General features: G+C 38.9%; 31 protein-coding genes and 3 pseudogenes. 16 read left to right on the top strand and 18 right to left on the bottom strand.

Translation table 11 applies throughout. The annotated features are described in order from the left end of the window. Positions 1–521: 521 nt before the first annotated feature. Complete coding sequence (locus AAEY88_RS12255) at positions 522–896, bottom strand: hypothetical protein (protein ID WP_350562808.1); 375 nt, start codon at positions 894–896, stop codon at positions 522–524. A 460-nt stretch (positions 897–1,356) separates the two neighbouring features. Here AAEY88_RS12255 and AAEY88_RS12250 point away from each other — a divergent pair, with 460 nt between their 5' ends. From AAEY88_RS12250 to AAEY88_RS12230, 5 genes are all read left to right on the top strand, one after another. After that, positions 1,357–1,758, top strand: coding sequence for a hypothetical protein (locus AAEY88_RS12250; RefSeq protein WP_350562806.1), 402 nt, complete (start codon positions 1,357–1,359; stop codon positions 1,756–1,758). A 65-nt stretch (positions 1,759–1,823) separates the two neighbouring features. Beyond that, a complete protein-coding gene (locus AAEY88_RS12245; RefSeq protein WP_350562804.1) occupies positions 1,824–2,084 on the top strand; it encodes a hypothetical protein in 261 nt (86 codons plus the stop codon). 104 nt (positions 2,085–2,188) lie between these two features. Then, positions 2,189–2,389, top strand: coding sequence for a type II toxin-antitoxin system RelB/DinJ family antitoxin (locus AAEY88_RS12240; protein WP_068330392.1), 201 nt, complete (start codon positions 2,189–2,191; stop codon positions 2,387–2,389). Continuing rightward, positions 2,386–2,670, top strand: coding sequence for a BrnT family toxin (locus AAEY88_RS12235; protein ID WP_407074461.1), 285 nt, complete (start codon positions 2,386–2,388; stop codon positions 2,668–2,670). Before AAEY88_RS12240 ends, AAEY88_RS12235 begins: the two co-directional genes overlap by 4 nt. After that, complete coding sequence (locus AAEY88_RS12230; RefSeq protein WP_350562801.1) at positions 2,657–2,953, top strand: hypothetical protein; 297 nt, start codon at positions 2,657–2,659, stop codon at positions 2,951–2,953. The genes AAEY88_RS12235 and AAEY88_RS12230 overlap by 14 nt, the downstream gene beginning before the upstream one ends. A gap of 18 nt (positions 2,954–2,971) precedes the next feature. Here the strand turns inward: AAEY88_RS12230 and AAEY88_RS12225 are convergent, their stop codons facing one another. Further along, a complete protein-coding gene (locus AAEY88_RS12225; protein ID WP_350562799.1) occupies positions 2,972–3,481 on the bottom strand; it encodes a plasmid replication DNA-binding protein in 510 nt (169 codons plus the stop codon). A 619-nt stretch (positions 3,482–4,100) separates the two neighbouring features. Between AAEY88_RS12225 and AAEY88_RS12220 the strand changes: the two genes are divergently transcribed. Both AAEY88_RS12220 and AAEY88_RS12215 read left to right on the top strand, forming a co-directional pair. Beyond that, on the top strand, positions 4,101–4,409 hold the full coding sequence (locus AAEY88_RS12220) for a hypothetical protein (protein WP_350562797.1): 309 nt from the start codon (positions 4,101–4,103) through the stop codon (positions 4,407–4,409). A gap of 43 nt (positions 4,410–4,452) precedes the next feature. Beyond that, positions 4,453–4,797 (top strand): hypothetical protein, encoded by a 345-nt coding sequence (locus AAEY88_RS12215; protein WP_350562795.1) that lies wholly within the window; start codon positions 4,453–4,455, stop codon positions 4,795–4,797. A gap of 133 nt (positions 4,798–4,930) precedes the next feature. Here AAEY88_RS12215 and AAEY88_RS12210 read toward each other — a convergent pair. The 4 genes and pseudogenes from AAEY88_RS12210 to AAEY88_RS12195 all read right to left on the bottom strand — a co-directional run. After that, a pseudogene (locus tag AAEY88_RS12210) lies at positions 4,931–6,144 on the bottom strand (IS256 family transposase). A 94-nt stretch (positions 6,145–6,238) separates the two neighbouring features. Beyond that, complete coding sequence (locus tag AAEY88_RS12205; RefSeq protein WP_350562793.1) at positions 6,239–6,550, bottom strand: cupin domain-containing protein; 312 nt, start codon at positions 6,548–6,550, stop codon at positions 6,239–6,241. A gap of 247 nt (positions 6,551–6,797) precedes the next feature. Continuing rightward, positions 6,798–7,136 carry a hypothetical protein gene (locus AAEY88_RS12200; protein WP_350562812.1) on the bottom strand — a complete coding sequence of 113 codons (339 nt, stop codon included), beginning with the start codon at positions 7,134–7,136 and terminating at the stop codon, positions 6,798–6,800. A 60-nt stretch (positions 7,137–7,196) separates the two neighbouring features. Further along, positions 7,197–7,274 (bottom strand): annotated as a pseudogene (locus AAEY88_RS12195) (hypothetical protein); the annotation flags it as partial. On the opposite strand from AAEY88_RS12195, the gene AAEY88_RS12190 reads away from it, so the two are divergent. Next, on the top strand, positions 7,273–7,596 hold the full coding sequence (locus AAEY88_RS12190) for a hypothetical protein (RefSeq protein ID WP_350562791.1): 324 nt from the start codon (positions 7,273–7,275) through the stop codon (positions 7,594–7,596). The pseudogene AAEY88_RS12195 and the gene AAEY88_RS12190 sit on opposite strands and share 2 nt — an antisense overlap. Before the next feature lie 18 nt (positions 7,597–7,614). Here the strand turns inward: AAEY88_RS12190 and AAEY88_RS12185 are convergent, their stop codons facing one another. The 3 genes from AAEY88_RS12185 to AAEY88_RS12175 all read right to left on the bottom strand — a co-directional run bounded on the left by AAEY88_RS12185 (position 7,615) and on the right by AAEY88_RS12175 (position 10,430). After that, positions 7,615–8,124: a plasmid replication DNA-binding protein gene (locus tag AAEY88_RS12185; RefSeq protein WP_350562789.1), complete on the bottom strand. Its 510-nt coding sequence runs from the start codon at positions 8,122–8,124 to the stop codon at positions 7,615–7,617. Positions 8,125–8,441: 317 nt separating this feature from the next. Further along, positions 8,442–9,566 carry a Fic family protein gene (locus AAEY88_RS12180; protein ID WP_350562787.1) on the bottom strand — a complete coding sequence of 375 codons (1,125 nt, stop codon included), beginning with the start codon at positions 9,564–9,566 and terminating at the stop codon, positions 8,442–8,444. A 240-nt stretch (positions 9,567–9,806) separates the two neighbouring features. Next, positions 9,807–10,430, bottom strand: coding sequence for a recombinase family protein (locus tag AAEY88_RS12175; protein WP_350562785.1), 624 nt, complete (start codon positions 10,428–10,430; stop codon positions 9,807–9,809). A gap of 339 nt (positions 10,431–10,769) precedes the next feature. On the opposite strand from AAEY88_RS12175, the gene AAEY88_RS12170 reads away from it, so the two are divergent. From AAEY88_RS12170 to AAEY88_RS12155, 4 genes are all read left to right on the top strand, one after another. Next, positions 10,770–12,344, top strand: a complete 1,575-nt coding sequence (locus tag AAEY88_RS12170) for a Fic family protein (RefSeq protein ID WP_350562783.1) — start codon at positions 10,770–10,772, stop codon at positions 12,342–12,344. Positions 12,345–12,724: 380 nt separating this feature from the next. Beyond that, complete coding sequence (locus AAEY88_RS12165) at positions 12,725–13,765, top strand: hypothetical protein (protein WP_350562781.1); 1,041 nt, start codon at positions 12,725–12,727, stop codon at positions 13,763–13,765. Between the two features lie 125 nt (positions 13,766–13,890). Continuing rightward, positions 13,891–14,331: a hypothetical protein gene (locus AAEY88_RS12160; RefSeq protein WP_350562779.1), complete on the top strand. Its 441-nt coding sequence runs from the start codon at positions 13,891–13,893 to the stop codon at positions 14,329–14,331. A 1,081-nt stretch (positions 14,332–15,412) separates the two neighbouring features. Further along, entirely contained in the window at positions 15,413–15,631 is a 219-nt protein-coding gene (locus AAEY88_RS12155; protein WP_350562777.1) for a dodecin family protein, read from the top strand. A 252-nt stretch (positions 15,632–15,883) separates the two neighbouring features. On the opposite strand, the gene AAEY88_RS12150 is transcribed toward AAEY88_RS12155, so the two are convergent. The 4 genes and pseudogenes from AAEY88_RS12150 to AAEY88_RS12135 form a co-directional block, all read right to left on the bottom strand. After that, positions 15,884–16,282 (bottom strand): ankyrin repeat domain-containing protein, encoded by a 399-nt coding sequence (locus AAEY88_RS12150; RefSeq protein WP_350562810.1) that lies wholly within the window; start codon positions 16,280–16,282, stop codon positions 15,884–15,886. Beyond that, positions 16,256–16,414 (bottom strand): annotated as a pseudogene (locus tag AAEY88_RS12145) (ankyrin repeat domain-containing protein); the annotation flags it as partial. The pseudogene AAEY88_RS12145 and the gene AAEY88_RS12150, both read right to left, overlap by 27 nt. A gap of 15 nt (positions 16,415–16,429) precedes the next feature. Next, entirely contained in the window at positions 16,430–16,597 is a 168-nt protein-coding gene (locus AAEY88_RS12140) for a hypothetical protein (RefSeq protein ID WP_350562775.1), read from the bottom strand. 281 nt (positions 16,598–16,878) lie between these two features. Further along, entirely contained in the window at positions 16,879–17,328 is a 450-nt protein-coding gene (locus AAEY88_RS12135) for a MarR family transcriptional regulator (RefSeq protein ID WP_350562773.1), read from the bottom strand. A gap of 93 nt (positions 17,329–17,421) precedes the next feature. On the opposite strand from AAEY88_RS12135, the gene AAEY88_RS12130 reads away from it, so the two are divergent. From AAEY88_RS12130 to AAEY88_RS12120, 3 genes are read left to right on the top strand one after another with little or no spacing between them, the layout of a single operon-like run. After that, entirely contained in the window at positions 17,422–17,655 is a 234-nt protein-coding gene (locus tag AAEY88_RS12130) for a DUF2798 domain-containing protein (RefSeq protein WP_350562771.1), read from the top strand. Positions 17,656–17,708: 53 nt separating this feature from the next. Beyond that, entirely contained in the window at positions 17,709–18,185 is a 477-nt protein-coding gene (locus AAEY88_RS12125) for a MerR family transcriptional regulator (protein WP_350562769.1), read from the top strand. Next, positions 18,186–19,067 (top strand): aldo/keto reductase family oxidoreductase, encoded by an 882-nt coding sequence (locus tag AAEY88_RS12120; protein WP_350562767.1) that lies wholly within the window; start codon positions 18,186–18,188, stop codon positions 19,065–19,067. It abuts the gene before it with no gap. 264 nt (positions 19,068–19,331) lie between these two features. On the opposite strand, the gene AAEY88_RS12115 is transcribed toward AAEY88_RS12120, so the two are convergent. Continuing rightward, positions 19,332–19,949 (bottom strand): hypothetical protein, encoded by a 618-nt coding sequence (locus AAEY88_RS12115; protein ID WP_350562765.1) that lies wholly within the window; start codon positions 19,947–19,949, stop codon positions 19,332–19,334. Between the two features lie 342 nt (positions 19,950–20,291). Here AAEY88_RS12115 and AAEY88_RS12110 point away from each other — a divergent pair, with 342 nt between their 5' ends. Next, complete coding sequence (locus AAEY88_RS12110; protein WP_350562763.1) at positions 20,292–20,753, top strand: DMT family transporter; 462 nt, start codon at positions 20,292–20,294, stop codon at positions 20,751–20,753. A gap of 11 nt (positions 20,754–20,764) precedes the next feature. On the opposite strand, the gene AAEY88_RS12105 is transcribed toward AAEY88_RS12110, so the two are convergent. The 4 genes from AAEY88_RS12105 to repM form a co-directional block, all read right to left on the bottom strand. Further along, complete coding sequence (locus tag AAEY88_RS12105; protein WP_350562761.1) at positions 20,765–20,950, bottom strand: hypothetical protein; 186 nt, start codon at positions 20,948–20,950, stop codon at positions 20,765–20,767. 99 nt (positions 20,951–21,049) lie between these two features. Beyond that, the gene (locus tag AAEY88_RS12100; RefSeq protein ID WP_350562759.1) at positions 21,050–21,277 is read right to left on the bottom strand and encodes a hypothetical protein; all 228 of its coding nucleotides are present in this window, start codon (positions 21,275–21,277) and stop codon (positions 21,050–21,052) included. Positions 21,278–21,509: 232 nt separating this feature from the next. Next, complete coding sequence (locus AAEY88_RS12095) at positions 21,510–22,790, bottom strand: Ltp family lipoprotein (protein WP_350562757.1); 1,281 nt, start codon at positions 22,788–22,790, stop codon at positions 21,510–21,512. Between the two features lie 140 nt (positions 22,791–22,930). Beyond that, the gene (gene repM / locus AAEY88_RS12090) at positions 22,931–23,878 is read right to left on the bottom strand and encodes a replication initiation protein RepM (protein WP_350562755.1); all 948 of its coding nucleotides are present in this window, start codon (positions 23,876–23,878) and stop codon (positions 22,931–22,933) included. Between the last annotated feature and the right edge of the window lie 141 nt (positions 23,879–24,019).

Genomic DNA, 24,019 nt, shown 5'->3' with positions numbered 1-24,019 from the left:
GTAGCTTTATGGGTCGATAGACGTAGCTTTATGGGTCGATAGACGTAGCTTTATGGGTCGATAGACGTAGCTTTATGGGTCGATAGACGTAGCTTTATGGGTCGATAGACGTAGCTTTATCAACGATGAAAGCCTTTTGTACCAAGGGATTGCGAGAACCTAAAAGCTTTTAAAAGTATTTAAAAACATTAAAAACCTTTTGGGTTATTAATAATTAAAATAATAAAAGAAAAGACTAGTAAAGATAACACTCAATTCAATATAAGTGAGTTCAACTTATTTGAAAATGAAGATCAAACCTGTAATTATATAGAGATAAAAACATCCTATTTAGCTTCCTACAAGGTTCTAAGTATCATTTGGTATTATGCTAGGTAAATAACTTCTAGACCCCTTTAAACGGCTAATAGAGACTTATACAGTTACTTGTTTATCTGTATCAATTAAAACTTGTAGAAGACAGCTAGTATTTCTAGCAGCTTTCACCAATATGCCCTCAAGGACAATATATAATTCGATAATTAATCCAAACTATTGTAGGCTTTAATTCCTGCTTTATCGACTAACCTTTGAGCATTGCCAACTTTGTTAGGTGCTGCCACCTCTCTTAATATCAATAACGATTCTAGCACTATCGGCATCAAAGCCTTGACCATATCATTCTGATTTGAGGTGTTCTCTACCATTTTTGATCCTTCGTCGTCCGACTGCAATAAGTGCAGAATCTCACTAATATCTCCTTTCATAAACTGAAGATCTTCAAGAAATTTATTGGTATCTGATTCCAGTTTTTTCTTCAAGTAGCCACCAGGCGTTTGCCCTGCTTCTGCTGCTATCGCTTCTAGTTTTAGGTAGATTTCTGGCTTTAATCTAAATGATACGATAGGGGTGCTCATAATTATCCTTGTTTACAGATTGTAGACAGCAATATATGATAAAAATCATATACTTAAATCGATTTTGTAAACATTTTGTGTACAGAAAAAAGCGTCTTAAATCAGGTAAGTTACTGATTTAAGACGCTTTTTTTCATCCCGAGAGGGTGCGTAAGGTGTAGTCATTAAATTGAATAATTTAATGACCAAAAAGCAGGTAGAAAAATCGGTTATTTTCTACCTGTCGTAAGCCTTTTTAGCTAAAAAGGCTTATAAGAGCGTTACACAAGCAAAAACTAAGCAAACCACGAGCATTTCGCTAGCAAATTATGAGCAAATATAATAAGAACGCTGTATTATGAGCAAACTACAAGCAAAAACTAAGCAAACCACGAGCATTCCACTAGCAAATTATGAGCAAATATAATTAGCACCTTGTACTCATATTAGTGACCGCTAAAAACCAGATAGAGAGCAATTTATGGCTAAGAGAACAAAGTTTTCCAAATTTCGTGATCTTTATGAGGTGATTGAAGAGCTGGCTGTTTCATACACCTATGAAGGCGTGGTTGAGATATTAGCTGAGCGCCATGACCTCATTCTAACGACTGGCACACTGACCAATTATCTTTACCGCTATAGAAAAGAATCAAAGGATTTATCTGTCGCTACAGATAATTCTAGCAGTAATGTTGAGGTTGAGCCTGAGGTTAGAAAACAAATTTTTGTTGACTTATATTCTAATGACCTAGTGCAGGAAAGTAATACAGATGGTAGTGATGAGCCATCTGTACAGCCCACGCCTGAAGAATTAGATACTTCTATGAAAAGGTTTGAAGCGAAGCAAGCAAACAAAAGAAATAGATCTGTTTTTGATAGGTAAATTATTAATACCGAACTAAACGAAGATCCAATAAGTGATATTTCCTAAATCTAAAGGAGCAATCTATGAGTATTCGAGGTGTATCAGTAGCAAGTAACCATTTTATGATGTTTGAGGAGGCGCAACGAGAATACTACCGTCAAATGGGGCGTCTTAATACCTTTGGTTTAGAAAACGAAGCTCATAGCGATAGCATACTTAAAAAGATGTTTGAGCTAAAAGATGAGGAAAGTATGCTAAGAGAATATAGCGTGAGCGAACTCTACGTCATACAAAAACAGCTAGAACAGAAAATTGATGATTTCCTGCGTGAATTGGATGAGTAGCGCGTTACTATCACTACTCGTAAAAGACCTAAGCCCTAAAAATATTGAATTTACAGTACTTATCGCTTATATTTGAGGTACATTAATAAGCGATAAGTAATGCTATGAGCACAACCAATTATAATATTCGTCTGGATCAAGAGTTAAAAGACAAGGCATTTTCGGTGCTTGAGGGCTATGGTTTAACGCCTTCGCAAGCGATTAAGCTGTTTTTGCATCAGGTAGCAGAAACCAATAGCATACCGCTGTCTTTTGATTATCAGACAATGCCTAGCACCAATATGCTTGAAGACGGTGATCAATGATTGAATTTGAATGGGATGAACAGAAAAATAGCAGTAATCAACGTAAACATGGCTTATCCTTTGAAGAAGCGGCTCGTGTATTTCTTGATCCTCTCTGTTTGCGTCAACAAGACCGATATGAAAATGGTGAAGAAGGGTGGCAAGCGCTTGGTGCGGTGAATGGGGTGGCGGTACTGCTGGTCGCTCATACTCAAAGAGATAGTGAGGGTGGTGAGGTTATTCGTATCATATCAGCACGACCTGCCACTAAGGTTGAAAGGAGGTTTTATGAACAGGGTTAGCTATAAAGCAAATGAGTTACCGTCTTTAAGCGCTGAGCAAGAAGCAAACTTGCAACGATTGGCGGTGCTTTCAGATCATGATATTGATTTATCTGATATGCCTGAAGTCACTGATTGGTCGGGCGCGATTCGCGGCAGTGTGCTGCCAAGTGATTCTATGGTCGGTGCCAGTATCGTGAGTCCTAGTATCATTGCTAGATTCCAGGATAAGGCGAAGAAGACCGGTGGAAACTACCAAGATATGATTAACGATGCGCTAGAAGAGTATTTGTTAGATCATTAGTCGATAAAATCACAACGTCTAAAACGTCCACCACTTTTTTTTCTTCTCAACCGTTGCTACGGTTGAGTCGTCTGTTTTTTCTTTCTCTTGTTCAAGTGGCGGCTCATAGCCCTGCTCAGACTTTTTAAATTCTAGTAGTCTGACTTGCGCGAAATCTTGAATACTGGCGTTGGCTTTATCCAGTGTTTTGTTGAGCTGTGCTATCTGCTGCTGATAATTTTCTATCAACTTCTTTTGATCGCTCACTTGCTGCATGAGGTGCTCGTTCTTGAGTTTTTTAATCTCAAGCTGGTGTTCAATGTCTGTACTGTACTGAACATTTTGACTGTTCAGAGGTGACCTTTGGACAGTGTTCACTGAACGTTCGGTACGTTTTTTAGAAACAGGTTCGCCAAACACGCGTAACATCTCAGACGTGTCGATTTTCTTGTCCGAAGTTCTAGAAAGCCCACCATCATTGACCTTCTGATATATCGTAGTTCTTGATACACCCCATTCTTTTGCCGCTTTTGTCACCGATATGTGCATGGTTCACCTAGTGTTCAAGTACGTTTTTAGTAAGTGTTCAGTACAACTGTTCATAACGTTCAGTGAACAACTATCGCACTAACCTCCCCATTAGGCAAATTGAATATTTAGGTCGCTCTATGTGAGTGGAAGGAGCCTATAGAGGACAGTCTTTTTAGGATATCTTCCTAATTAAGCTCTTAACAGACTACCCTTACCATAATAGACCTCTTGCATAAGTCATCGCTAGCCCTCGTAGCTCCATCAATGGAAGTCAATGAAATGGTACTTTTGCAAGAGGTCTAATGTCTCTGATATTCCTATACAACAAAACGGCCATAGCAATTGCACAATGTCACATGAAAATATTAAACCGTTAGGCTGGTAATTTATGTACTACTGAAACATACAGTTATTAGTTGGTAGTCTTGTGTTCGGAAATTATGACTGATTTAGATTAGTTTATAAGACTCTTGGTTCGAATCGATCACGATAATCACTTAAATGGTTATCGTGATTTTATTTAGGATAATGTTCTTTATTAAATAGATTCGAGCTGCACGAAATAACGTTTAATACTGTTTAAGTTTAAGAACGCTTTGAACTGATACATTAAATCTGTAAATCAAGGAATTAATTAATGCAAAATCGTACTTTATCTTTATCACTACTCATTAGCGCTGCGCTTACTATTCCAAGTTTAGCAATGGCAGCTGCACCAGTAGATATGCAAACTGCGACTGCTGATACTACATCTCAAACTGAATACGAAAGCACTGATGATGCATCTCAAACTGAATACGAAAGCACTGATGATGCATCTCAAACTGAATACGAAAGCACTGATGATGCATCTCAAACTGAATATGAAAGCACTGATGATGCATCTCAAACTGAATATGAAAGCACTGATGGTACTAATGAAGAAGAAGTACAATCGTACCGTTAATTCAATATGCTAATTTTACGTCAGTTTCGTTAAGGATATTGAGATGAAAAAAATAACATTGAATGGATCATTACGAACCGCAGTATTTACAGCACTCGTGGTCACCTTTGCTGGTGTTAGTGCCTGTAGTAGTGAGAAAGAGGACACTAATGCAGAATCAAGCAAAGCCATGGTAGTAGATCGAGGCGATGAAAATGGAGCTGAAGCCGACAACATGGCATCTGAAGGAACGGCACCGATGGGGGCAAGTGATGATAACTTGGCTGCCGAAGCAGAACTTAGGGCGACCACTGAAGATTCGGACATGCCAGAGTCTACGGATAGCGCGACAACTGATAAGTCAGAGAACGATACTACTGAAAATCCAAATGCAGATGGACTGCAGTAGATAATCAAGCAGAGACAAATCTCTAGCTAATAAAAAGCCCTGCGATATGCAGGGCTTTTTATACTGCTTGATAGGTTAGTATTCTTTACGAACATCTTTTGCGAGGGTATCCCGAATTCTGTGTAACTGCCATTTAGATTAAATGCTTGCTGACACGGTCATCAAACATAATCATAAAGCGATTTAAAGCAGACGTCCAGTTACGAATTGGCATCGACCACTTTTTAGAGGCCTGCTGGGTCGCTAAGTACACCACTTTAAACGCCGCTTGATCAGAGGGGAACACCTTACGCTTATTCACCGCAGTACGAATGACACTGTTTAGCGACTCTATGGCATTGGTGGTATAAATGGCTTTTCTGATGTCTTTAGGGTAGTTAAAGAACACCGCCAATCCTTCCCAGTTACTATGCCAAGACTTAACGACATGCGGGTGCTTATCGCCCCAAGTCTCATCGAAATACTCAAGGTTGGCTTGTGCTATTTCAAGCGTATCAGCGCCATAAATAGCCTTTAGATCAGCCGCTACTTTCTTTTTGTCCGTCCAAGATACAAACGTCATCGAATAGCGCACCATATGTACGATACACAGCTGAACCTGAGCTTTGGGGTAGACGGTGTTGATGGCATCAGGGAAGCCCTTTAGACCATCTACACAGGCAATTAGAATATCCTGTACCCTTGGTTTTGTAGCTCAGTGAGTACGCCAAGCCAGAACTTAGTGCCCTCATTCTCTGATAGCCACATGCCAAGCAGCTCTTTTTTACCCTTAAGGTTGACGCCTAGGGCTAAGTAAATGGCCTTATTGATGATCTGCTTATCTTGGCGTATCTTAACGACAATGCAGTCTAAATAAACAATAGGATAGATGCTGCTGAGGGGCCTGTTCTGCCAAGCAGTGATATCGTCTAAGATGTTGTCAGTGACTCTTGAGACTAAGCTGCTTGATATGTCGACATCATAGAGCTCTTTAATGGTATCAACGATCTCAGTGGTCGTTTGACCTTTGGCATAAAAGAATATAATTTTATCATCAAGGCCAGTTATGCCGGTTTGGTGCTTGCTAACCAATACAGGCTCAAAGCTGCTGTCACGGTCTCTTGGGGTGGATATCTCAACCTCCCCACTATCACTGCGCACGGTCTTTTTAGTGTGCCCGTTGCGCTTGTTTGGTTTATCTGCTTTCTCATGCTTGGGGTAGCCTAGAAGGTCTTCCATCTCGGCTTCAAGTGCGGTGTCGATAAACGATTGCATGAGCTGCTTTTGGAAGTCTTTGATGTCCTCAAAGCTGTTCATGCGACCAGCCATTTGCTCGGCCAGGATCGAAATGTCAGTTTGGTTAGTCATTGCTTATTCTTCAGTTAGTGGATTATAAGCAGTTACACAGTTTTTAGGAAAGTCTCGGTCGACCGATAGTTTATCTCCAGTTGTTGCACGAATGTTAAACACTGCCCTCGGACTCTACAACGAGAATGCGTGCCTGACCGATTGGATGGGCCACATGCTCTGTACCGATAGAAGCATAGAAGACATCACCAGTTTCCAGCACCTCAGAGTGCTCTTTCCCATTTTGGCGGTAGCGCATCTCAACGCGCCCATCTAGGACAGCAAAGACTTCTTCCCCATCGTTAATGTGCCATTTGTATGGCTTGTCTGTCCAATGAAGGCGCGTGGTAATTCCTGCCATATTGGATATATCAAGTGCACCCCATGGCTTACTGGCCGTAAATTCTTTAGCTCGGATAATTTTCATAGTCTGATGTATCTCGTGGTTTGTTACGTCTAATAGTATGATACAGCACTCCTATAAAAACGTCATTGCGGTGTTGAGCAGGACGCCTAATATTTTGAAATCGACATCTTCAGCCATCGTACGATTAACTTCGTTGCACCGGAGTGCAGCTAGTCTCCCAAATCATATAACTCTCGACCTCAGCAGTCCAAGTAATCAGGTATTGGGCGTTTATTAAATTGTGATGGGTCACGCTTGAGGCGGTTAATCATCTCAAACTCCCATACCTGTGAGTTTTGACCAGCTGGTTATCGTTTAGTCCTTCAACGGTGAACATATCTGCTGTGTTTAAGTCTCTATCATTAGCCGTTTTTGGTTGATCTTTCACTAATACTTTGAATTTAAAACCCGAGATTGTTCTGCCTTTCTTTTGTTGTTCATAGCTTATTTTTAAATCTGTTTTTTCATTAATTTCCTTAACTGCACTATCAAGAACTCGAAGTTTAAAGTTCCCCATAGTTTTATACTCATTGATACCTAAATCTAGCCGTTTTCTAAATAGCTTAAGCTCAAATACTGGAATTTTTTTAGCTACTTTCCATTGCACTAACAACTCGTAAAGGCGTACTGAATAAGCGCTTTTTAGTTGTGAAGTTTGCTGCAATAAATTTTGTGTAAAGTACTGCTCAATATCATTGACTCGAGATATTTCGGTTACAACGTCGTAAGTAAAACAAACCTCTATGGCTGCTTCATCATCTAGGTATTTGACACGCTGTAGCCATCGGGATTTTACAGGTTTGCCGTCTTTGAGCGCTGAGCAAGAAGCAAACTTGCAACGATTGGCGATGCTTTCAGATGAGGATATTGATTTGTCTGATATGCCTGAAGTCACTGATTGGTCGGGCGCGATTCGCGGCAGTGTGCTGCCAAGTGATGCTACGGTCAGTACAAACCTAGTGAGTCCTAGTATCATTGCTAGATTCCAGGATAAGGCTAAAAAGACCGGTGGAAACTACCAAGATATGATTAACGATGCGCTAGAAGAGTATTTGTTAGATCATTAGTCGATAAAATCACAACGTCTAAAACGTCCACCACTTTTTTTTCTTCTCAACCGTTGCTACGGTTGAGTCGTCTGTTTTTTCTTTCTCTTGTTCAAGTGGCGGCTCATAGCCCTGCTCAGATTTTTTAAATTCTAGCAGTCTGACTTGCGCGAAATCCTGAATACTGGCGTTGGCTTTTTCCAGCGTTTTGTTCAACTGTCCTATCTGTTGCTGATAATTCTCTATCAATTGCTTTTGATCGCTCACTTGCTGCATGAGGTGCTCGTTCTTGAGTTTTTTAATCTCAAGCTGGTGTTCAATGTCTGTACTGTACTGAACACTTTGACTGTTCAGAGGTGACCTTTGGACAGTGTTCACTGAACGTTCGGTACGTTTTTTAGAAACAGGTTCGCCAAACACGCGTAACATCTCAGACGTGTCGATTTTCTTGTCCGAAGTTCTCGAAAGCCCACCATCATTGACCTTCTGATATATCGTAGTTCTTGATACACCCCATTCTTTTGACGCTTTTGTCACTGATATGTGCATGGTTCACCTAGTGTTCAAGTACGTTTTTAGCAAGTGTTCAGTACAACTGTCCAGAACGTTCAGTGAACAACTATGGCACTAACTTATCTATAAGGTAAATCCTAATTTTCTGTAAGTCATTAGGCTCAAAAACCACTAAGGGCGTCGTTGAGCTATGCTGAGGATACCGAATAAGTCTAAACATTTGGAAAATCTATATATATTAGAAAAACATGTATAAAAAAATCGAAATATTATGCATATCTCAAGAGGTATTCATGGACACGTACCAGTGAATCGCCTCAAGTATTCCGAAGACTGAGTGACTGGACAATGTATTATGTGTACTTTATCTCATAACTGGTACTACGCCCCGAAGACTCAGACTTTCTCATCATCCCTTTTTCTATTAAATCATTGATATCTCGTAGTGCGGTATCGATAGAACATTTAGTCATTGTTGCCCATTTTTTAGTAGTCAGCTTGCCATAAAAGTCAGTGAGTAAAACATTGAGCATGTTGACCTGTCTAGTATTTAAAGCATGCTGTCTATGGGTCTGCCAAAAACTGGCTTTATTGACGATGGTATCTGTGGTCGTTTGAGCGGCAATCAGTGATTGTTCTAGCGTTTGTAAAAACCAGACCAGCCACTCCGTGATATCAGTATCTCCTTTTTGGGTGCGCTCCAGTACTTTATAATAATCGTTACGCTGTTTGAGAATCTGCGCTGACATACTATAAAAACGCTGGGCGCTGTCATCGCTTTGTGCCAGTACTCTTTCGGTAATAGCACGAGTCAATCGTCCATTACCATCATCAAAGGGGTGGATCGTCACAAACCATAAATGAGCAATACCTGCTTTGATGACCAAATCTATATTGTCCTGCTGTTTTGGTGAGGTATTAAACCAAGATAAAAACTTGTCTAACTCATCTGATAGCGTATCGGCATGGGGTGCAACGAAGTGAACCTGTTCACGACCATAACCACCAGAGACCACTTGCATAGGTCCTTGGCTGTCATCACGGATACTGCCCGCATTGATACGGTAAAGCCCACTATACCCGTCTGGGAATAATGCCCTATGCCACCCCAATAAATCATCCAACAATAAAGGGTGTTGATAATGGTAAGTGGCGTTGAGCATCATTTCTACCACCACATCAATTTCACGAGTCGCCGTTGGCATAACCCCATTATATATACCTAAGTGCCGTGCGACAGAGGAACGTACTTGCTCATTATTTAATGCCTCACCTTCGATCTCGGATGTTTTAACGATTTCTAAAGTCACGGCATCTAGTTGTGCTTCAATATTTAGATCAAACCCTAAGGTTAGCAATTTACCGAGCAGACGGCCTTGCAACAGACGCACACGACTGACGAGTGGCAGCAGTTTTTTATCTGACCATTGCCACTGTGTCCAGTCTCTATTTTCATGAATATAGGTAACATGTTTCATATTTTTCTCAGTGAATGCAGAGAGTAGAGCTATAATCTCCTTATATTATGCAGAGAAAAAACACATAAGACAATGTAACTCGACTTCGATAACAAGAAATTAGTATAAAAACGCACTATTTTGAACTTAATAGATGCGAGTGTTCAATACATGTCAGATAAGGCCATTTCATGGTAGTGAGTCGAATCACGGCAATCACTCATGAATCAAGCGTCGTATGGCAGAGGTAATGCACTCACTTTAGCCAACGTCTTTCAACTCCTGCGACACCGTTGCAATCAGCTGCCGTGAGCACTTAACCGTCTTTTGAATGTCGGAGTAGCTATGATGTGATTTCAGCAGACTGGCGATAATCTTGCGCTTCTCGGTATCCTTTTTGCGCCCTGCATACCTACCTTCTGCTTGAGCACGAGTGATACCTTGCCTTTGACGGTTGCGACGGTCTTCGTAATCCTTTCTAGCAATGGCAGCTAACATATCCAGCATCATTGAGTTGATGGCCTGTAATACGCTACTCATAAACGCTGTATTACCCTCGGGTTGAAGCGCCATATAGGATGTTGGCAGCTCTTTTGATACGACAGATAGCTTTTTTTCTGACAGCATCCTTTTTAGGATATCCCAATCAGCTTGATTCAAACGTGCTAAGCGGTCTATCTGCTCAACCAAAATCACATCGCCTTCATAAGCATCATTGATCAGCTGCATCAGCTTTGGACGTACTAGCGTTGCCCCTGATTCATTCTCTATATAGAACGCTGCAATTTTATGCCCATGATCAGTAGCAAACTGTATGAGCTCATTTTTGGCACGTTTGGCATCTTGTTCTTTGGTTGACGCTCTAAGATACGCTCTAATAAACATAAACACCTAAAATAATCTGTTATAAATGGTTCCATTATAGCAGTCTATTTTAGGTGGTCTATTTATTGTTTTAGAGGTCTGTTTTACTGGTTCCGCTGGGGTATAGCCTAAGATTCAAGTCCTCACTAGGGAACTGAATTCAACGAGTCAAAGCATAGTATGATCCGTTCAAATTAAGTCCATCATACCCCCTCAACGTAATGCATATTGATCATTTAAGCTCAATCATAATATCTTATTAAAATCAATATAATGCAAAATATGCTGATAATAACTATTATATTGCAATGGTAATCGTTTTTACGCACAATGGCTCATTAATAATCGTTTGAGCAACTAATGATAAGTATCGATACATCAGACCCTATTGGCGCTGCATGGCTAATCAGTTATGCCAGCATCGAACTGGTTTTTCCTTTATATATTAGTAGTAGTATTGGTGGCCGTCGGCAAACTTATAAAGATGGTAACTTTACGCATAATATTTATCAGGAATCGGCTCGTCCACTGGATAATATAATCGCTCACTTACAGTTTCACTTGCGCCATGAAGTGTTAAGTTTAGAGCTGTTAGTCCGGTTATTCGAGCAAATAGGGCCCAATGACGTACAAGCATGGGTAAATAATGAGCCGACTGGGCGCTATGCCCGTAGAACGGCATTCTTATATGAATGGCTCACAAATAATTATTTAGAAGTGCCGAGCAATTTAGGGGGTAACTATGTGGACGCCATTGATGCCAAAAAACTGGTCACATCAAGCGCTGAGCATGTCATCAAAAACGCTCAATGGCGTATCAATGATAACCTGGCAGGGACACGAAATTTTTGTCCAATGCTGGTTAAAACTGAGGCTTTTATGCAAGCAGCAGAGTTTGATATTGCTACTATGGTCGAGAAGCTTAACGATGAATTTGGCCAAGACTTACTCATGCGGGCATCAGTATGGATGACACTACGAGAGAGTAAAGCCAGTTTTGCAATAGAAGGTGAAGGGAAAGAGCTGAAGCGTATTGAACGTTTCGCTGATGTTATGGCCAGGCGTACGGGCGAGGGCAATATTCCGCTTGATCCTGCACAGCTAGCAGAATTACAACAAGAGATACTGGGTAGCAAAACGGTCATTCAGCAGTATGGCCTCCGCCAATCCCCTGTCTTTGTGTCTCATACTCAGGTGAATGGTTTTAAAGAGATTGTTCATTACATCGCACCTCCTTCGGATGATATTGCTTGTAAACTGCAAGGGCTTCAGGCCTTTATGGAAAAAACTCAAGGACAATCTGCACTGATACGTAGTGCCGTCGCATCATTTGCTTTTGTGTATATTCACCCTTTAGCAGATGGTAACGGCAGAGTGCATCGCTTCTTGATTAATGATGTATTAAGACGAGACAAGGTGATTCATGAGCCTATTATCCTACCCATCTCTCAAGCCATTGCTGAGCATCCCTCAGATCGCTATGCTTATGACAAAATTCTAGACAGTGTCTCCGTACCGCTAATGAAACGAATCCACGATCATTATGACTTTGATAAACAGGCGGTTACCTATCCAGATGGTATTCGCTCAAATTTAAACTTTGAAAACAATTATCTCATTCAGCCTGCATGGCGGTTTATGGACTTGTCGCCTCACGTTCAGTATTTATCTGGATTGATTGCACACGTCATTGAAAAAGATATGCATAAAGAGTCACAGTATCTTAGACAACATGATACTGCGCGCAAGGCGATAAAAGAGATTTTTGAGATGCCAAATAGCTATGCAGATAGAATTATTCGCAGTATGGTGCAAAATAGAGGCGCTAAGAGTAATAAGCTACTCAAGGATTATCCGTTTCTGACAAATGATGAGGTTTGGGATGACATTCTCTCTGTCGTTATGGAAATATTCAAAAATGAAGCAGATGTTTAGATGAAATCCTACTGGACGCAGGATTTTCTAATTTGGCTATGCGGTAATAAGGTATACTTGCCTTTGCTTTAGCAGCAAACAGTGAATGAGATCTTCAAGCAAGGGCGATAATGATAAAACTAACTTTATATACAAGAAGCTCATATATTAAATTTTAACGTCAATTATTCATTTAAGTCATCTTACTTTTATACGATTCTGCCAACAATTAACTGTTCCTTTACACGATCCTCTCATTTATCTACTCAATAGCAATATCAACATACTGTTCAATCCCTTATTGTTAGTGTGTGTTTAGATATTTAATTCATAATGTACTTTATAAAATAATAATATATGAATTAAGACGAAATGAAAAAACGATCTGATAAGGAATAAATATGTCACCTACTTACTCAATACAACGCCGTACCTCTTGGCGTGGTGTATTCGCCGGTCTAGTCATGGGCCTCATAGTAGTCATGGCAATGATCGCCCTTGCGTTAATTCTAAGTTCATTTTTGCCTTTTGATTTAAAAGGTACCAGTATTGCCGCTGGTATTTATGCTGCGGTTACTTCGATAGTGAGTGCCTTTGTAGCCGGTTACTTCGCAATCAAGTTTTCAGCTCCCGAATCTTTGTTTGGTGATGGTACAGATATTGATCCAAAAGATGCCAGCTTAACGGGTATGCTTACCGCTGCTTTAATCGTATTACTCACTACATTCTTTGCCATGAGTAGTGCTACTAGTATTTTAGCGACAGCAGGCAACGCTGTAGGGTCTACGGTTAGTACGGTTGCTAAAACAGCGGCTACGACAGCTACCATTGGCGCAACTGCTGCTGGTGCAGCGTCACAAAGTGAAGGTGTGCAGCAAAAAGCACAGGAAGTCTATCAGCGTGTATCAGGAGATATTAGCGAAGAAGATATACAAGCAATGGTTGCAAAAAATACGCAAAACCTAAATCAACAACAAATTGCTGCAACCAGTCGTGTGCTTAAAAATATGTTTGCCCAAACTAAGAGCGAAGTTAGTAGCCTTGACTTCACAGACTTAAATACATGGCGCAACATTGATGTGTATGCAAAACAACGTATGGAAGCTATGGAAGCTATGTTAAAAGGACCTGAGCTTATTACTCGCTTGGAACAAGAAGGTTTAACTGAAGCACAAGCAATAGAAGTCCGTACAGAAGTTCAACAGTCATTTAATGAATACAAAATGAAAACTGAACAGTATGTTGCAGAAGCCAAACAAACTGCTGAGCAAAAAATACAACAGGCTGAAAATGTAGCACGTAAGACTGCTCTGTATACTGGTCTATTTTGGTTGATCAGTGCTCTGCTAACCTTTATTGCTAGTATGGTCGGTGCTAAAAATGCGGCAGCAACCTACCGTTTAGATAAGCCTATTATCACTTGGGGCGACAACGTTAAATAGATATCAAAACTTTGTTCGTTTGACATATAAGTCTCTTAATAATATCCAAAAAAAGCTTAATCGTACTGACTTAATATTAAATATTCGACAACTACTACATTAGATTATAATAAGGAATACAAACCATGGATAATAAATCTGTAAATAACAACGATATAGATGCCGAGTCATTAGACCATCCTAAGAATAATACTGTGACCTCTGTAGAGGTTGTAAAGAATGATGAGGTTATATCTGAAGAACATATAACAGACAAATCTGATAAAGAAGACAAATCTGATAAAGAAGACAAATACAGTTCAGCTATAGGTAATATCTATCAATGGGCTTCTAAGCTTAAGGATGAGTTCAAGTCTGAAGCATCTGATATGACGCATGAAGTCTCTGAGAAAGCTGCTGCTATGATACTCAGTCGGCTCTTAGAGGGAATAGATACTGAGCTTGAAGCTTTTGATAAGCAAGTAGAAGCCTCCAAAGAGTTAGTAACTAACGCAGAAACTGAACGTAAGAAAATCGCTGATAAGAAAAACAAGTACCAAGGTATGATAGACCAATTAGAAAGCTAATTAATAATTTAGCTAATAGCCATTACTGATCCAGTGTTAGACGCTTGCATTTAGCATTGGATTTTTCATCAGAAAACACTTCTTTAATAATTACTATCCAGAAGCTAACTTCATTTAGATTACCAAGTACACTTTGTGCTACCTCAACAACTTAAACCATTAACTCCAGTTCTAACAAGAGAACTAAACCAGCTAATGGAATAGGCTAATACTAGTATTTGCGACTAATTGCTCAGGATTTCTACGCTTTATATTAGTGAATACTCCTCAAACCTAATTAAAAGAGAGTCAATAAGCCATATTCGAATTTAATTTGAGCTTAAATGTAATTATTAATTGTATTAGGCCTGATTGAAATAGCTGATTTGAAATATATTAGAGAAAAGCAATAAATAAAAAACACTAGAACTCAAAAATTGTTTATAGTTACAAGATAACTTGAGGGGTAATATATTAAAATTGATAAGTTTGTACTAAAAGCAGTATCAGCGTGTGTCGTGGTTTTAGTGTTGTTGGCTATCATCATAACAAAAATCAATTTAATGCAGTTTAAAATTCTATAACTTATCTTAGCAATATTATTGGATTTTATAACAAAGAGTAAGGCCAATGAGTTTCAAAAAATATCCAATAGAATGTCCCAAGTGCGAAAACAAAACACTCCTTACCGATGATGATGCAAAAGATATAATTTATTATGGTAAGAATAATGAGTCTGGTAATATATGTGATAAGTGTGGCTGCTCGATATGTGTTGAGTATAATAACTTCTTCAACGAAGATAATATGAGAACAAGCATCTATTCATGAGATCCAATGCAACATAAAAGGGCCTTAAGTTTATTTGTAGTGCTTTTTATTTCTTCCGTAAATAAATATCTAGGCCGTGTTTCTAAGATAAAGCCCACAAGCATTGCATGATACCTGTTATGCCAAATCCTACATAAAACAACAGATGCGCATTACTGTTATATTCAAAGGTTGCTATGATAATGTATCGCTATCTTATTCAAGCGGGATTGCTAGAATAAGACTTAATCAAAATAATATGTTTTAAAATAACAAGGATGAGATATTAATTATGACTATTGCAAAAAATATTGAAGTGAGTAGTACCTCTAAGACTAGTTTTGAAGATGCGATTCAAAAGGGGATTGCTCAAGTTGCCGAGACTATCGATAATATCGAAGGAGCTTGGGTAAAAGAACAAAAAGTAGGTATTACTGATGGCAAGATTGATAAATATCACGTCATTATGATAGTAACTTTTGTTGTTAGTCCTGATTCCGATTTAAGCTAATTTACTATTATTTATAACTTAGACCAGTTATTAACGATATATCTTATAAAAAAAGACTGCATTTGCAGTCTTTTTTTTGATTTTTTTTAGGTCTAAAAGGTAATTCAAATAATGATTGCATAACGCTTACTCTTATTATGGCATACCTAAAAAAGACGCTTCTCATCTTAAAAAGCGTCCAACTAAAAAGTATCAAGACTACTGTAGCGATTTTAATCAAAGGCAATTAAATAGCGCTTATTAGTAAAAACTTTATTGACAACTTGCTTTGCCCGTACGGTGATTAACCACACCTTTTGACGCAAGCAATTTTTGCATATCTATATGACCGCGAGTACAAGCATAGGAATAAGCACTTTGGTTATACGATTGCATAGTCTTATCTTGAGTAGTCGCAACAAGGTTTGGATTAGCGCCTTGAGCCAGTAAGTATTTGACCGTCTCAATACGATTGTTACTAGCGGCAACCATAATAAATGTTTCGCCATCATCTTCTATTGCTTGATCGTTTAAATCGACAGGCGCTTTGTCATTTAATAATTTATGTGCTTTTTTGACAATAACGGTATTTCCCCCTAGTACAGCAGATTTCATGACGTTATAAACGTCACCATCATCTTTAGCATATATATCAGCGCCTCTATCAACCAAGTAATCTACAATGTCTTCATAACCAATAAATGCAGCCCAGCCGAGAGCGGTTTGATTAAGACTGCCTGTATCTTTAGCTTCTAAGTCTTGACCGTTATTGACCATGTATTTGATCGTTGCTAGATCACCACGTTTTACAGCATCAAATCACTTAGCATCTGTGCCTGTAGAGGGTTTGTCATAAAACACACGCCAAGAAAGCTTGTCTTCATTAGCGATATCAAAGTTTTCAGCATCACTATAGCGAAACCTTACTTGTGGAATAGGAGCCACTTGAGGTGTGATTACTTTGGTCGTATCTACAGTCTTATTCATGTTAAGAGCTGAACAACCCGTTAGTAGCATTGTGCTCATCAACACTGATGCACTCATTTTATATAAAATATTCATGGTAAAACCTCAAATAATTAAATCTTTATGTGAACTGTTCATAAATTAAAGTAATATTCTTATTTATACAATAAACATATAGAACAAACCAATGAAGAGCTAATCCTTATGATTATGTCTCTTTTACGAAAAGTTTATTTCTGAGAACTAATATAGTAATAAGCTATACACACAATAATAAACTCCATTTGTTAACAGTAGATAGATCATTTTTCTATTGCTAAATTTTCAATACATTTCAGTAAAGTTTGAGTTGTTTGTTCAAGGTCATGAGCCGAAATAGAACTCACCATTATTCCTTCAATTTTCGTTATTTCAATCTCAGCAGCTTTTACAGCAACTTGACCATCGCCTGTTAGCTGTGTCATCAATCTGCGACCATGTTCAGGATCTTGTGAACGTGCTAACAAGTTTCTTTTTTCTAACGTCGAGAGAATACCTTGCATGGTTTGAGGGGTTACAAAGGCCGCCTTTGCTAAATCTGCATTAGATATGCCAGGCGACATAGCGACACTAGACAATACGACATATTGAGGCAGTGTTATTTCCATAGCTCTTAATTGAGTATCTACTCTTGTCCTCAGCGATTGTTGTGCTCGCTTCAATATGTACCCTAAATTTTGCATGGTTTGGTTTGAATAATTATCACTAGACATATAAGGATCCTTGTATTAATATAAGCATCCTTATATTATATAGCTACTTTGTTAAGACCACAATGTCTACAACATAATTATGGAGAACGAAAAGTGACAATCCATCCCAAGTACGCAGGTGTGTTAATGGGCTTTATTATTTCTCTTGGCATGAGTTTTTTTATGTCTTTTGTGATGTTGTATGTGAATATAGGCTTTATTCCTACCTTTTTAAGTAAGTGGATGTATGCTTGGGGTGTAGGATTTATAGTGGCCTTTCCTGTCGCAGCTGTACTTGTTCCTATCGCAAAAAAATGTGCGATGAAGGCAACTGGAGCAGTCATGTAAATTGAATATATTTGTTTAAGGCTATATGAACACTACGTTTTCGAGGTTACGACATGACATCTCATACATCATTCTTATTAATAGGTACATTGGCAATGCAAGCCAACACTACCAAAGATACTATTCGTCATTACGATGAGATGGGGTTACTAAGATCTCGAAAACGCCAAGCAGGTTCACGCTTATACACCGAATTTCATCCAGAATGTATTGAGCGTGTTGAAATTATTAAAAGCGCACAAACGAACGGTTTTACCCTTAATGAGGTTAAAAGCTACCTAAATGACTGTTTTGACGGCTCTTTCGATGTTGATAAACAAATAAATATTATTTCTGAAAAGCTCAAGCAAGTGACATATCAACAAATTAATCTTACCAACGCTATCAAACAACTCAGTGCTCGCCATGCAGTTTTAGAACAAATGAAATTAAATAATATGGGTATTCTCTCTAAAGATGAATGGGAGAGAAAATTAGCGGATCAGATGGCCAATGGTGATAAACCTGAAACGAAAAATTGGAGAAGATAGATGACTGATATCTCAAAAGCTGGAACTTTTATCCTTGGTGACAAGACCATCAATCGTATGGGGTACGGCGCGATGCAGCTTGCGGGCGAAGGTGTTTTTGGCCCGCCTAAAGATCACGAAGCGGCAATTGCTGTGCTGAAGGCAGCGCTAAAGGCTGGCGTAAACCACATTGATACCAGCGACTTTTATGGCCCGCATGTGACCAACAAACTTATCCGCGAGGCACTACATCCCTATCCAGATGACCTGATGTTAATAACCAAGATCGGTGCAAAGCGCGGTAATGACGCGTCATGGAATCCAGCTATGTCAGCGGACGATCTGAAGCGCGCGGTCGAAGATAATTTGACCAATCTAGGGCTAAATGCTATGGACGTGGTAAATTTGCGTCTAATGGGTGGCGGCGCTGGACATGGCCCTGTGGAAGGTTCGTTGGAGAAACCGTTGCGCGCTGTCATGCAGTTGCAAGAACAGGGACTTGTGCGTCACATCGGTCTTAGCAACGTGACGCCCACGCAGGTTAGACAGGGCCGCGATATGTGCGACATCGTCTGCGTGCAGAACCAATACAACCTTGCCCATCGAGAGGACGATGCACTGATCGATGATTTGGCGAAAGACGGTATCGCCTATGTACCGTTCTTTCCACTGGGCGGGTTCAACCCGTTGCAATCAGATACCCTATCAGAGGTCGCCATATCGTTGGCTGCATCTCCCTTGCAAATAGCACTGGCGTGGTTGCTGCAACGTTCGCCTAATATCCTACTGATCCCTGGCACCTCTTCGGTTGATCACTTGGCCGAAAACTTGGCCGCCGCTGAAATCGAACTATCTAATGAAGTAATTGCAAAGCTGGATGGTATCGACGCAGCCGGACACTAATCTCATACTTCTGGCGCGGTGATTCTTCGTCCGCGTCAGAAAATATACGCGCTGTTTTTGGACGACTGTCCTAAACTGTCCATGTCCTTTTACCTCTATGCGCTGTCCAATTTTATTAGGACACTATATAGCGTATATATCACACAGCCGAAGATTCAAATCCTCACTAGTGAACCATCTATTGTTCTTGTAAATTAAATTATGACAAATGATTTTGGATAGAAGAAGCTAATTTTTACTGGTCTTATTTAAGTATACCTATCTTTAAGCTACAACAAAGAAAAAATTCTGGCTATCACATATTTCTTTAACGTCTATTTCTTTATAGTTCTTATCGGACGACTTATACTCATTAGGTAATACACCAACAGAGAGTTCTTCACCTTCTTCCCATGTTTTATTCATAAATATAAGGCGACCTTGATCGTCGCGTGAGGCTGAATCTTTGGGGAAAATAAGTGCTGTACGCTGATTATCAAGAGTGTCATCTACGAGTACTATGCATTTACCTAACTCAATATTCCCTGTTAAACCCATCTGATCTACGATTTCATCTGATTCAGTTTTAGTACGAGTGTATGTTGGAAGTAGTGAAAGCATGCCATTTTTTGATTTGAAAGATTGGTAGGATATTGAAGAAGTACTATTTTTTGAATAGCTATCTAATTTTTCGTAGAATAATTTTTCTTTTTCATGATTATGGTTCATCAAAGCAGATATATAATCGGAAACTTTGCTAACGTGAGGATTGTTTAGAATATCGTATGTATTTTTTGAAGTAATCACTTTGGTTTCTTTAACACTTACAGCTTTCAGGAAAATCCAACCAAGGACAAGAGTTACAAGTAATATAACTACCCACTTTAATATTATTTTATTCACAAGATCTGTCCAAAACGTAAATAGCGGTCTCTACCTACAACATTCAGAACACTCATAGCTTAAATCCTATTATTAGTAGTAAGGAATATTACGTGAAAAATATAGAATAGGTAAGATGATATATGCCGGTAGTTACACGACCCTCTATACCTCTAATAGAATCAAAAAATAACAAATAGACCTTCCAAAGAATGTATTACAGAGCGTTTGGCAGTTTTTTATGGTGATTATGAGGCATAAGCTATTGATTGATAGCTTATTATCAATAACAGTGTGTAATGAAGATTCATATTACACGGGTTAAACTAAAGTCCTTTATAAATAATATTAGGCTGAAGTCATTTGAAAATTCTTCCTTATGTGCTCATCAGCCTTCTTGGCGGTGCCATTGTTCCGTTACAGTTGGCTATCGTAAATGCTTTCCGAGAAACTACACAAGCCTCGCAAATACAATCTACCTTTTATTTATATTTAGGAGGTGCATTAGCTTCTTTGGTAATGTCATATCTTATGAGTGGTGGTATCAAGCCCCCTCTCATTGAAAATGCGACGTGGTGGATGTGGTTGCCAGGATTCTTAGGCAGCTTCTATATTCTATTTATGTTTATTGCAGCGCCTAAAATAGGTGCTGGTAATACGCTGCTTTGGGTTTTTCTGGGGCAGATGTACTTTGCAATGATTCTAAATCAAACAGGCTGGTTTGGTTTGGAGGTAAAGACAATAGACATCTATAAGATTTCTGGATTGGCTTTAGTTACTCTTGGCGGAGCGCTACTAATATACGGTGAGACTAAAGCTAGGTGATTAACCGCTTTCTAAGACTGTTGAAAGCTTAATTTTTGCAAATAAGGTAGATAAAACGCCTGTTTTTTCTCATCCAATAGTTCAGTTTCAATTCTTGCAGCGAATTGCTTGTAATCCTCACCTTGCTTAGCACGACTAGATAATTTGCTCATTTGTGATAGCTTACCTGCAAACGTACCACGTTGTTTGTCTTTCATTTTGAGCGCAGTCAGCATTGTCCCCTGCCGCTAATCTCGTAGAAATTAACTGGGGAGATTTTAATCATACAGCTCGAAGCCTGTATAGCGCACCGATCACTATTTTTTCTTATTCAAACTACCATTAAATAAATGTCTAGGGTCTAACTTAGCAAGTAGTAGATATTGAATGACAATTAGGACAGTGGCATAACCAAAGATGCTACCTATCCCTTCCAAGAGATCGCCATCAAACAATCTAAAAACAGTACCGATAATACCAACAAAAGCAGCCACAGCAAGTAGAACCCAAATGACTTGTAATATTCTAATAATAAAAGACTTCAAAATTAACCCCTGAACTATAATCCAGTCAAAAAGAGACTATACCAGTAACTTTGCAAAAGCAGCCACTATAAAATCAATTGTTGGTATTATTGTTGGTATTGAGAAAAATAAATAATCAGAAATACCGTAAACACTGGGCGTACAGACGACAGTTTATCTCCTAGTATAGGAGTCAAACGCCACTTTGCAGATAGACAAATGACCCTATATACTCAGATTTCACTCAATTCTATTATGAACAAGCACCCGCTTGCTGTGCACCATAACTTGCTTCATCTACTGTATATTTACTTCCTGCACTTGATGAAAGTTGTTCAATAAGCCCGTCACAAGAAAAGCCTGTCATATCAAGATACTGTTCTGCAGATCTCACGGCTTGCTCATTCCAATCAATATTTAAGCTATCTACAGCAGCAGTAGCGTCAGCAACTTCATAACTATCACCATATTCCGATGAAAGTTGATCGATAAGTCCATCTCGTGAGAAGCCTGTCATACTAATATATTGTTTTGCTGATCTAATAGCATTCTTTTGTGGACGAGTCAGACCCTTTGGCTTTTCTAGTATCACTTCTTCACTTTTCACTTGTGTTTGCTTAGGTTTGCCATCGGACATTTTCGGAGCTGTATAGTAGTTGCCGTTATCACTCCAAAACTCTAAGTCACCTTTTTTATTAATGATGAAGTATTCATTATGATCCTTTCCGCTTTCATCTTGAAGCTTTAAACCCTTATCTGATTGAGTTGACTCATAGGCTTTCTCTTCTTTTGAGAGTGGACCAAAATCATATAATTCCTGAATATAGACCTGACCATCTTTCTTATATGCAGTCACCTTTGAATCCATTCCACGACTGACCATCCAGCTTCCTATTTCTTCACCTTTGGATATATTCGTGTTTTTTATTCTTTCATAATCAGATGCGGTTGCTCCAACTATATTTACCTTAAACTCAGGATTATAGTGAGTAGTTGCCCAAGCAGTCCCATCACCTTCATTAGCAAGCCTATACGTGATAAAAGTGCGCTCAACCTTTGCATCTGACATAGCATAAATCTTTTCTGCTAATGCAATAAGGGTTTCCTCATCCATCCGTGATGATAGCTCCACTTCTACAGTACGTTTAATATTACGCTTAACTGTATCTTCTACAATCTTATACTCAGGGAAGTTCTTAATCTCAGCTTTTTGTGTGGGTTCAGGCTTTACAGTATCTACTTCTGCTTCTGCATCTACTGAATCGCTAGCGGTTGTCTGTTCATCTGTTGGAATAAATAATAGTGATATAAATATTAGAATAGAGCCTGCGATTGTTATTTTACCTTTACCTAGTTTAGGTTTCTTTTCTAAGATTAAACGCTTAACAGGTGGTAATAATAAAGCCGCCCCGATTAGCATTAGTACACCAGTTAGAATACCTCCTTGAAGCATAAATCCTAGTGCTAAAATTATGAACATAACCCCAAAAAACCAAGCTCCCACTGAAAGAGCCTTTGATTTTAAATCACTCATTATTACCCATCCCCTAAAACATCAAACACTCAACTATAAAGCATTATTAATATAGAGCAACTTTAGTCCGCAAAACCTGTCTAAACAGCTGGCATATTAGGGGTCTATTCCATAGATCACCATACCTTCAGCCTATCTAATTAATACTCAAGATACTCTCTAATTGGACGTTTCTTGAACTGTGAAGCGTCTTTTTTAAGACGATTAATCATCTCAAATTCCCATATTTTCATATCTTGACCAGCTGGGCTAGTCGAACTAACTAAATCATTATAGTCTGCTATAAAACTCGGGTTACGAGCAATACGCCCCAGTTGCTTATCGTTTAACCCATCAATAGTAGACATATTGCTGTTATCACCTTCAATTTTAGCAGTGATTTTTCCTTGGTTTTTCTTCACTTTAAACTTGAATGTAAAGCCTGCAATTGCGCGTCCGTCTTTATGTTGGTCATACTCAGCTTGAATATCCGTATGCTCATTTATTTGATTAATGGCATGATCTAAAACTCGAGCCTTGAAGTTATTCATCTTCTTATATTGTTCAGGCTCAACACCTAACTTCCTACGTAGATCATCAACTGATATCTTGTTAGTTTTACCAACAGCTTTCCATTGCATCATCAACTCATAAAGCCTGATTGAGTATTCGCTTTGCAATTCGCTAACCTGTTTTAATTCATATTCTGTGTATTGCTCACTAAGTCTTGTTATTAGCGGAATAACTGCATCTGTAAATTGCAGCTCAACCATACCAGCGTCATCGATATAGCTTATTTTTTGTACCCATCTAATGACATGGCGAGCCAGTTTTCCTGTTTTTTCATGAACATCTTCATACTCAAAATTAGCATCAAATAAGCCACTTGTAGCACTTTTTAACGCATCGTATGAAGTATGCTTTTCTACCTTAAATTGTTCTTGATAGCTCTTTGCTCTAATGTTCAGAACACCTCTAGCATCAATTAATTGTTTTTGTTCTCTTGCTTCAATAATTGCTAAGAAAATAAGGCGCTGCTCGGGTATGCCAAGAGAGTAACTAGCACTGATTAATTTATTGTCTTTAGCAATTAACCGCTTATCACTCATTTCGTACTCTCCATAGTAAACAATAAACGCACTGTAACCCATAAAGCTACAAATATCAATATTTGTAGCTTTATGGGTCGATAGACGTAGCTTTATGGGTCGATAGACGTAGCTTTATGGGTCGATAGACGTAGCTTTATG

The sequence above is a fragment of the Psychrobacter sp. CAL346-MNA-CIBAN-0220 genome (assembly GCF_040309805.1).
Lineage (GTDB): Bacteria > Pseudomonadota > Gammaproteobacteria > Pseudomonadales > Moraxellaceae > Psychrobacter.
The sequence above is the reverse complement of the archived record's forward strand: the minus strand, read 5'-3'. Positions and strand labels throughout refer to the sequence as shown.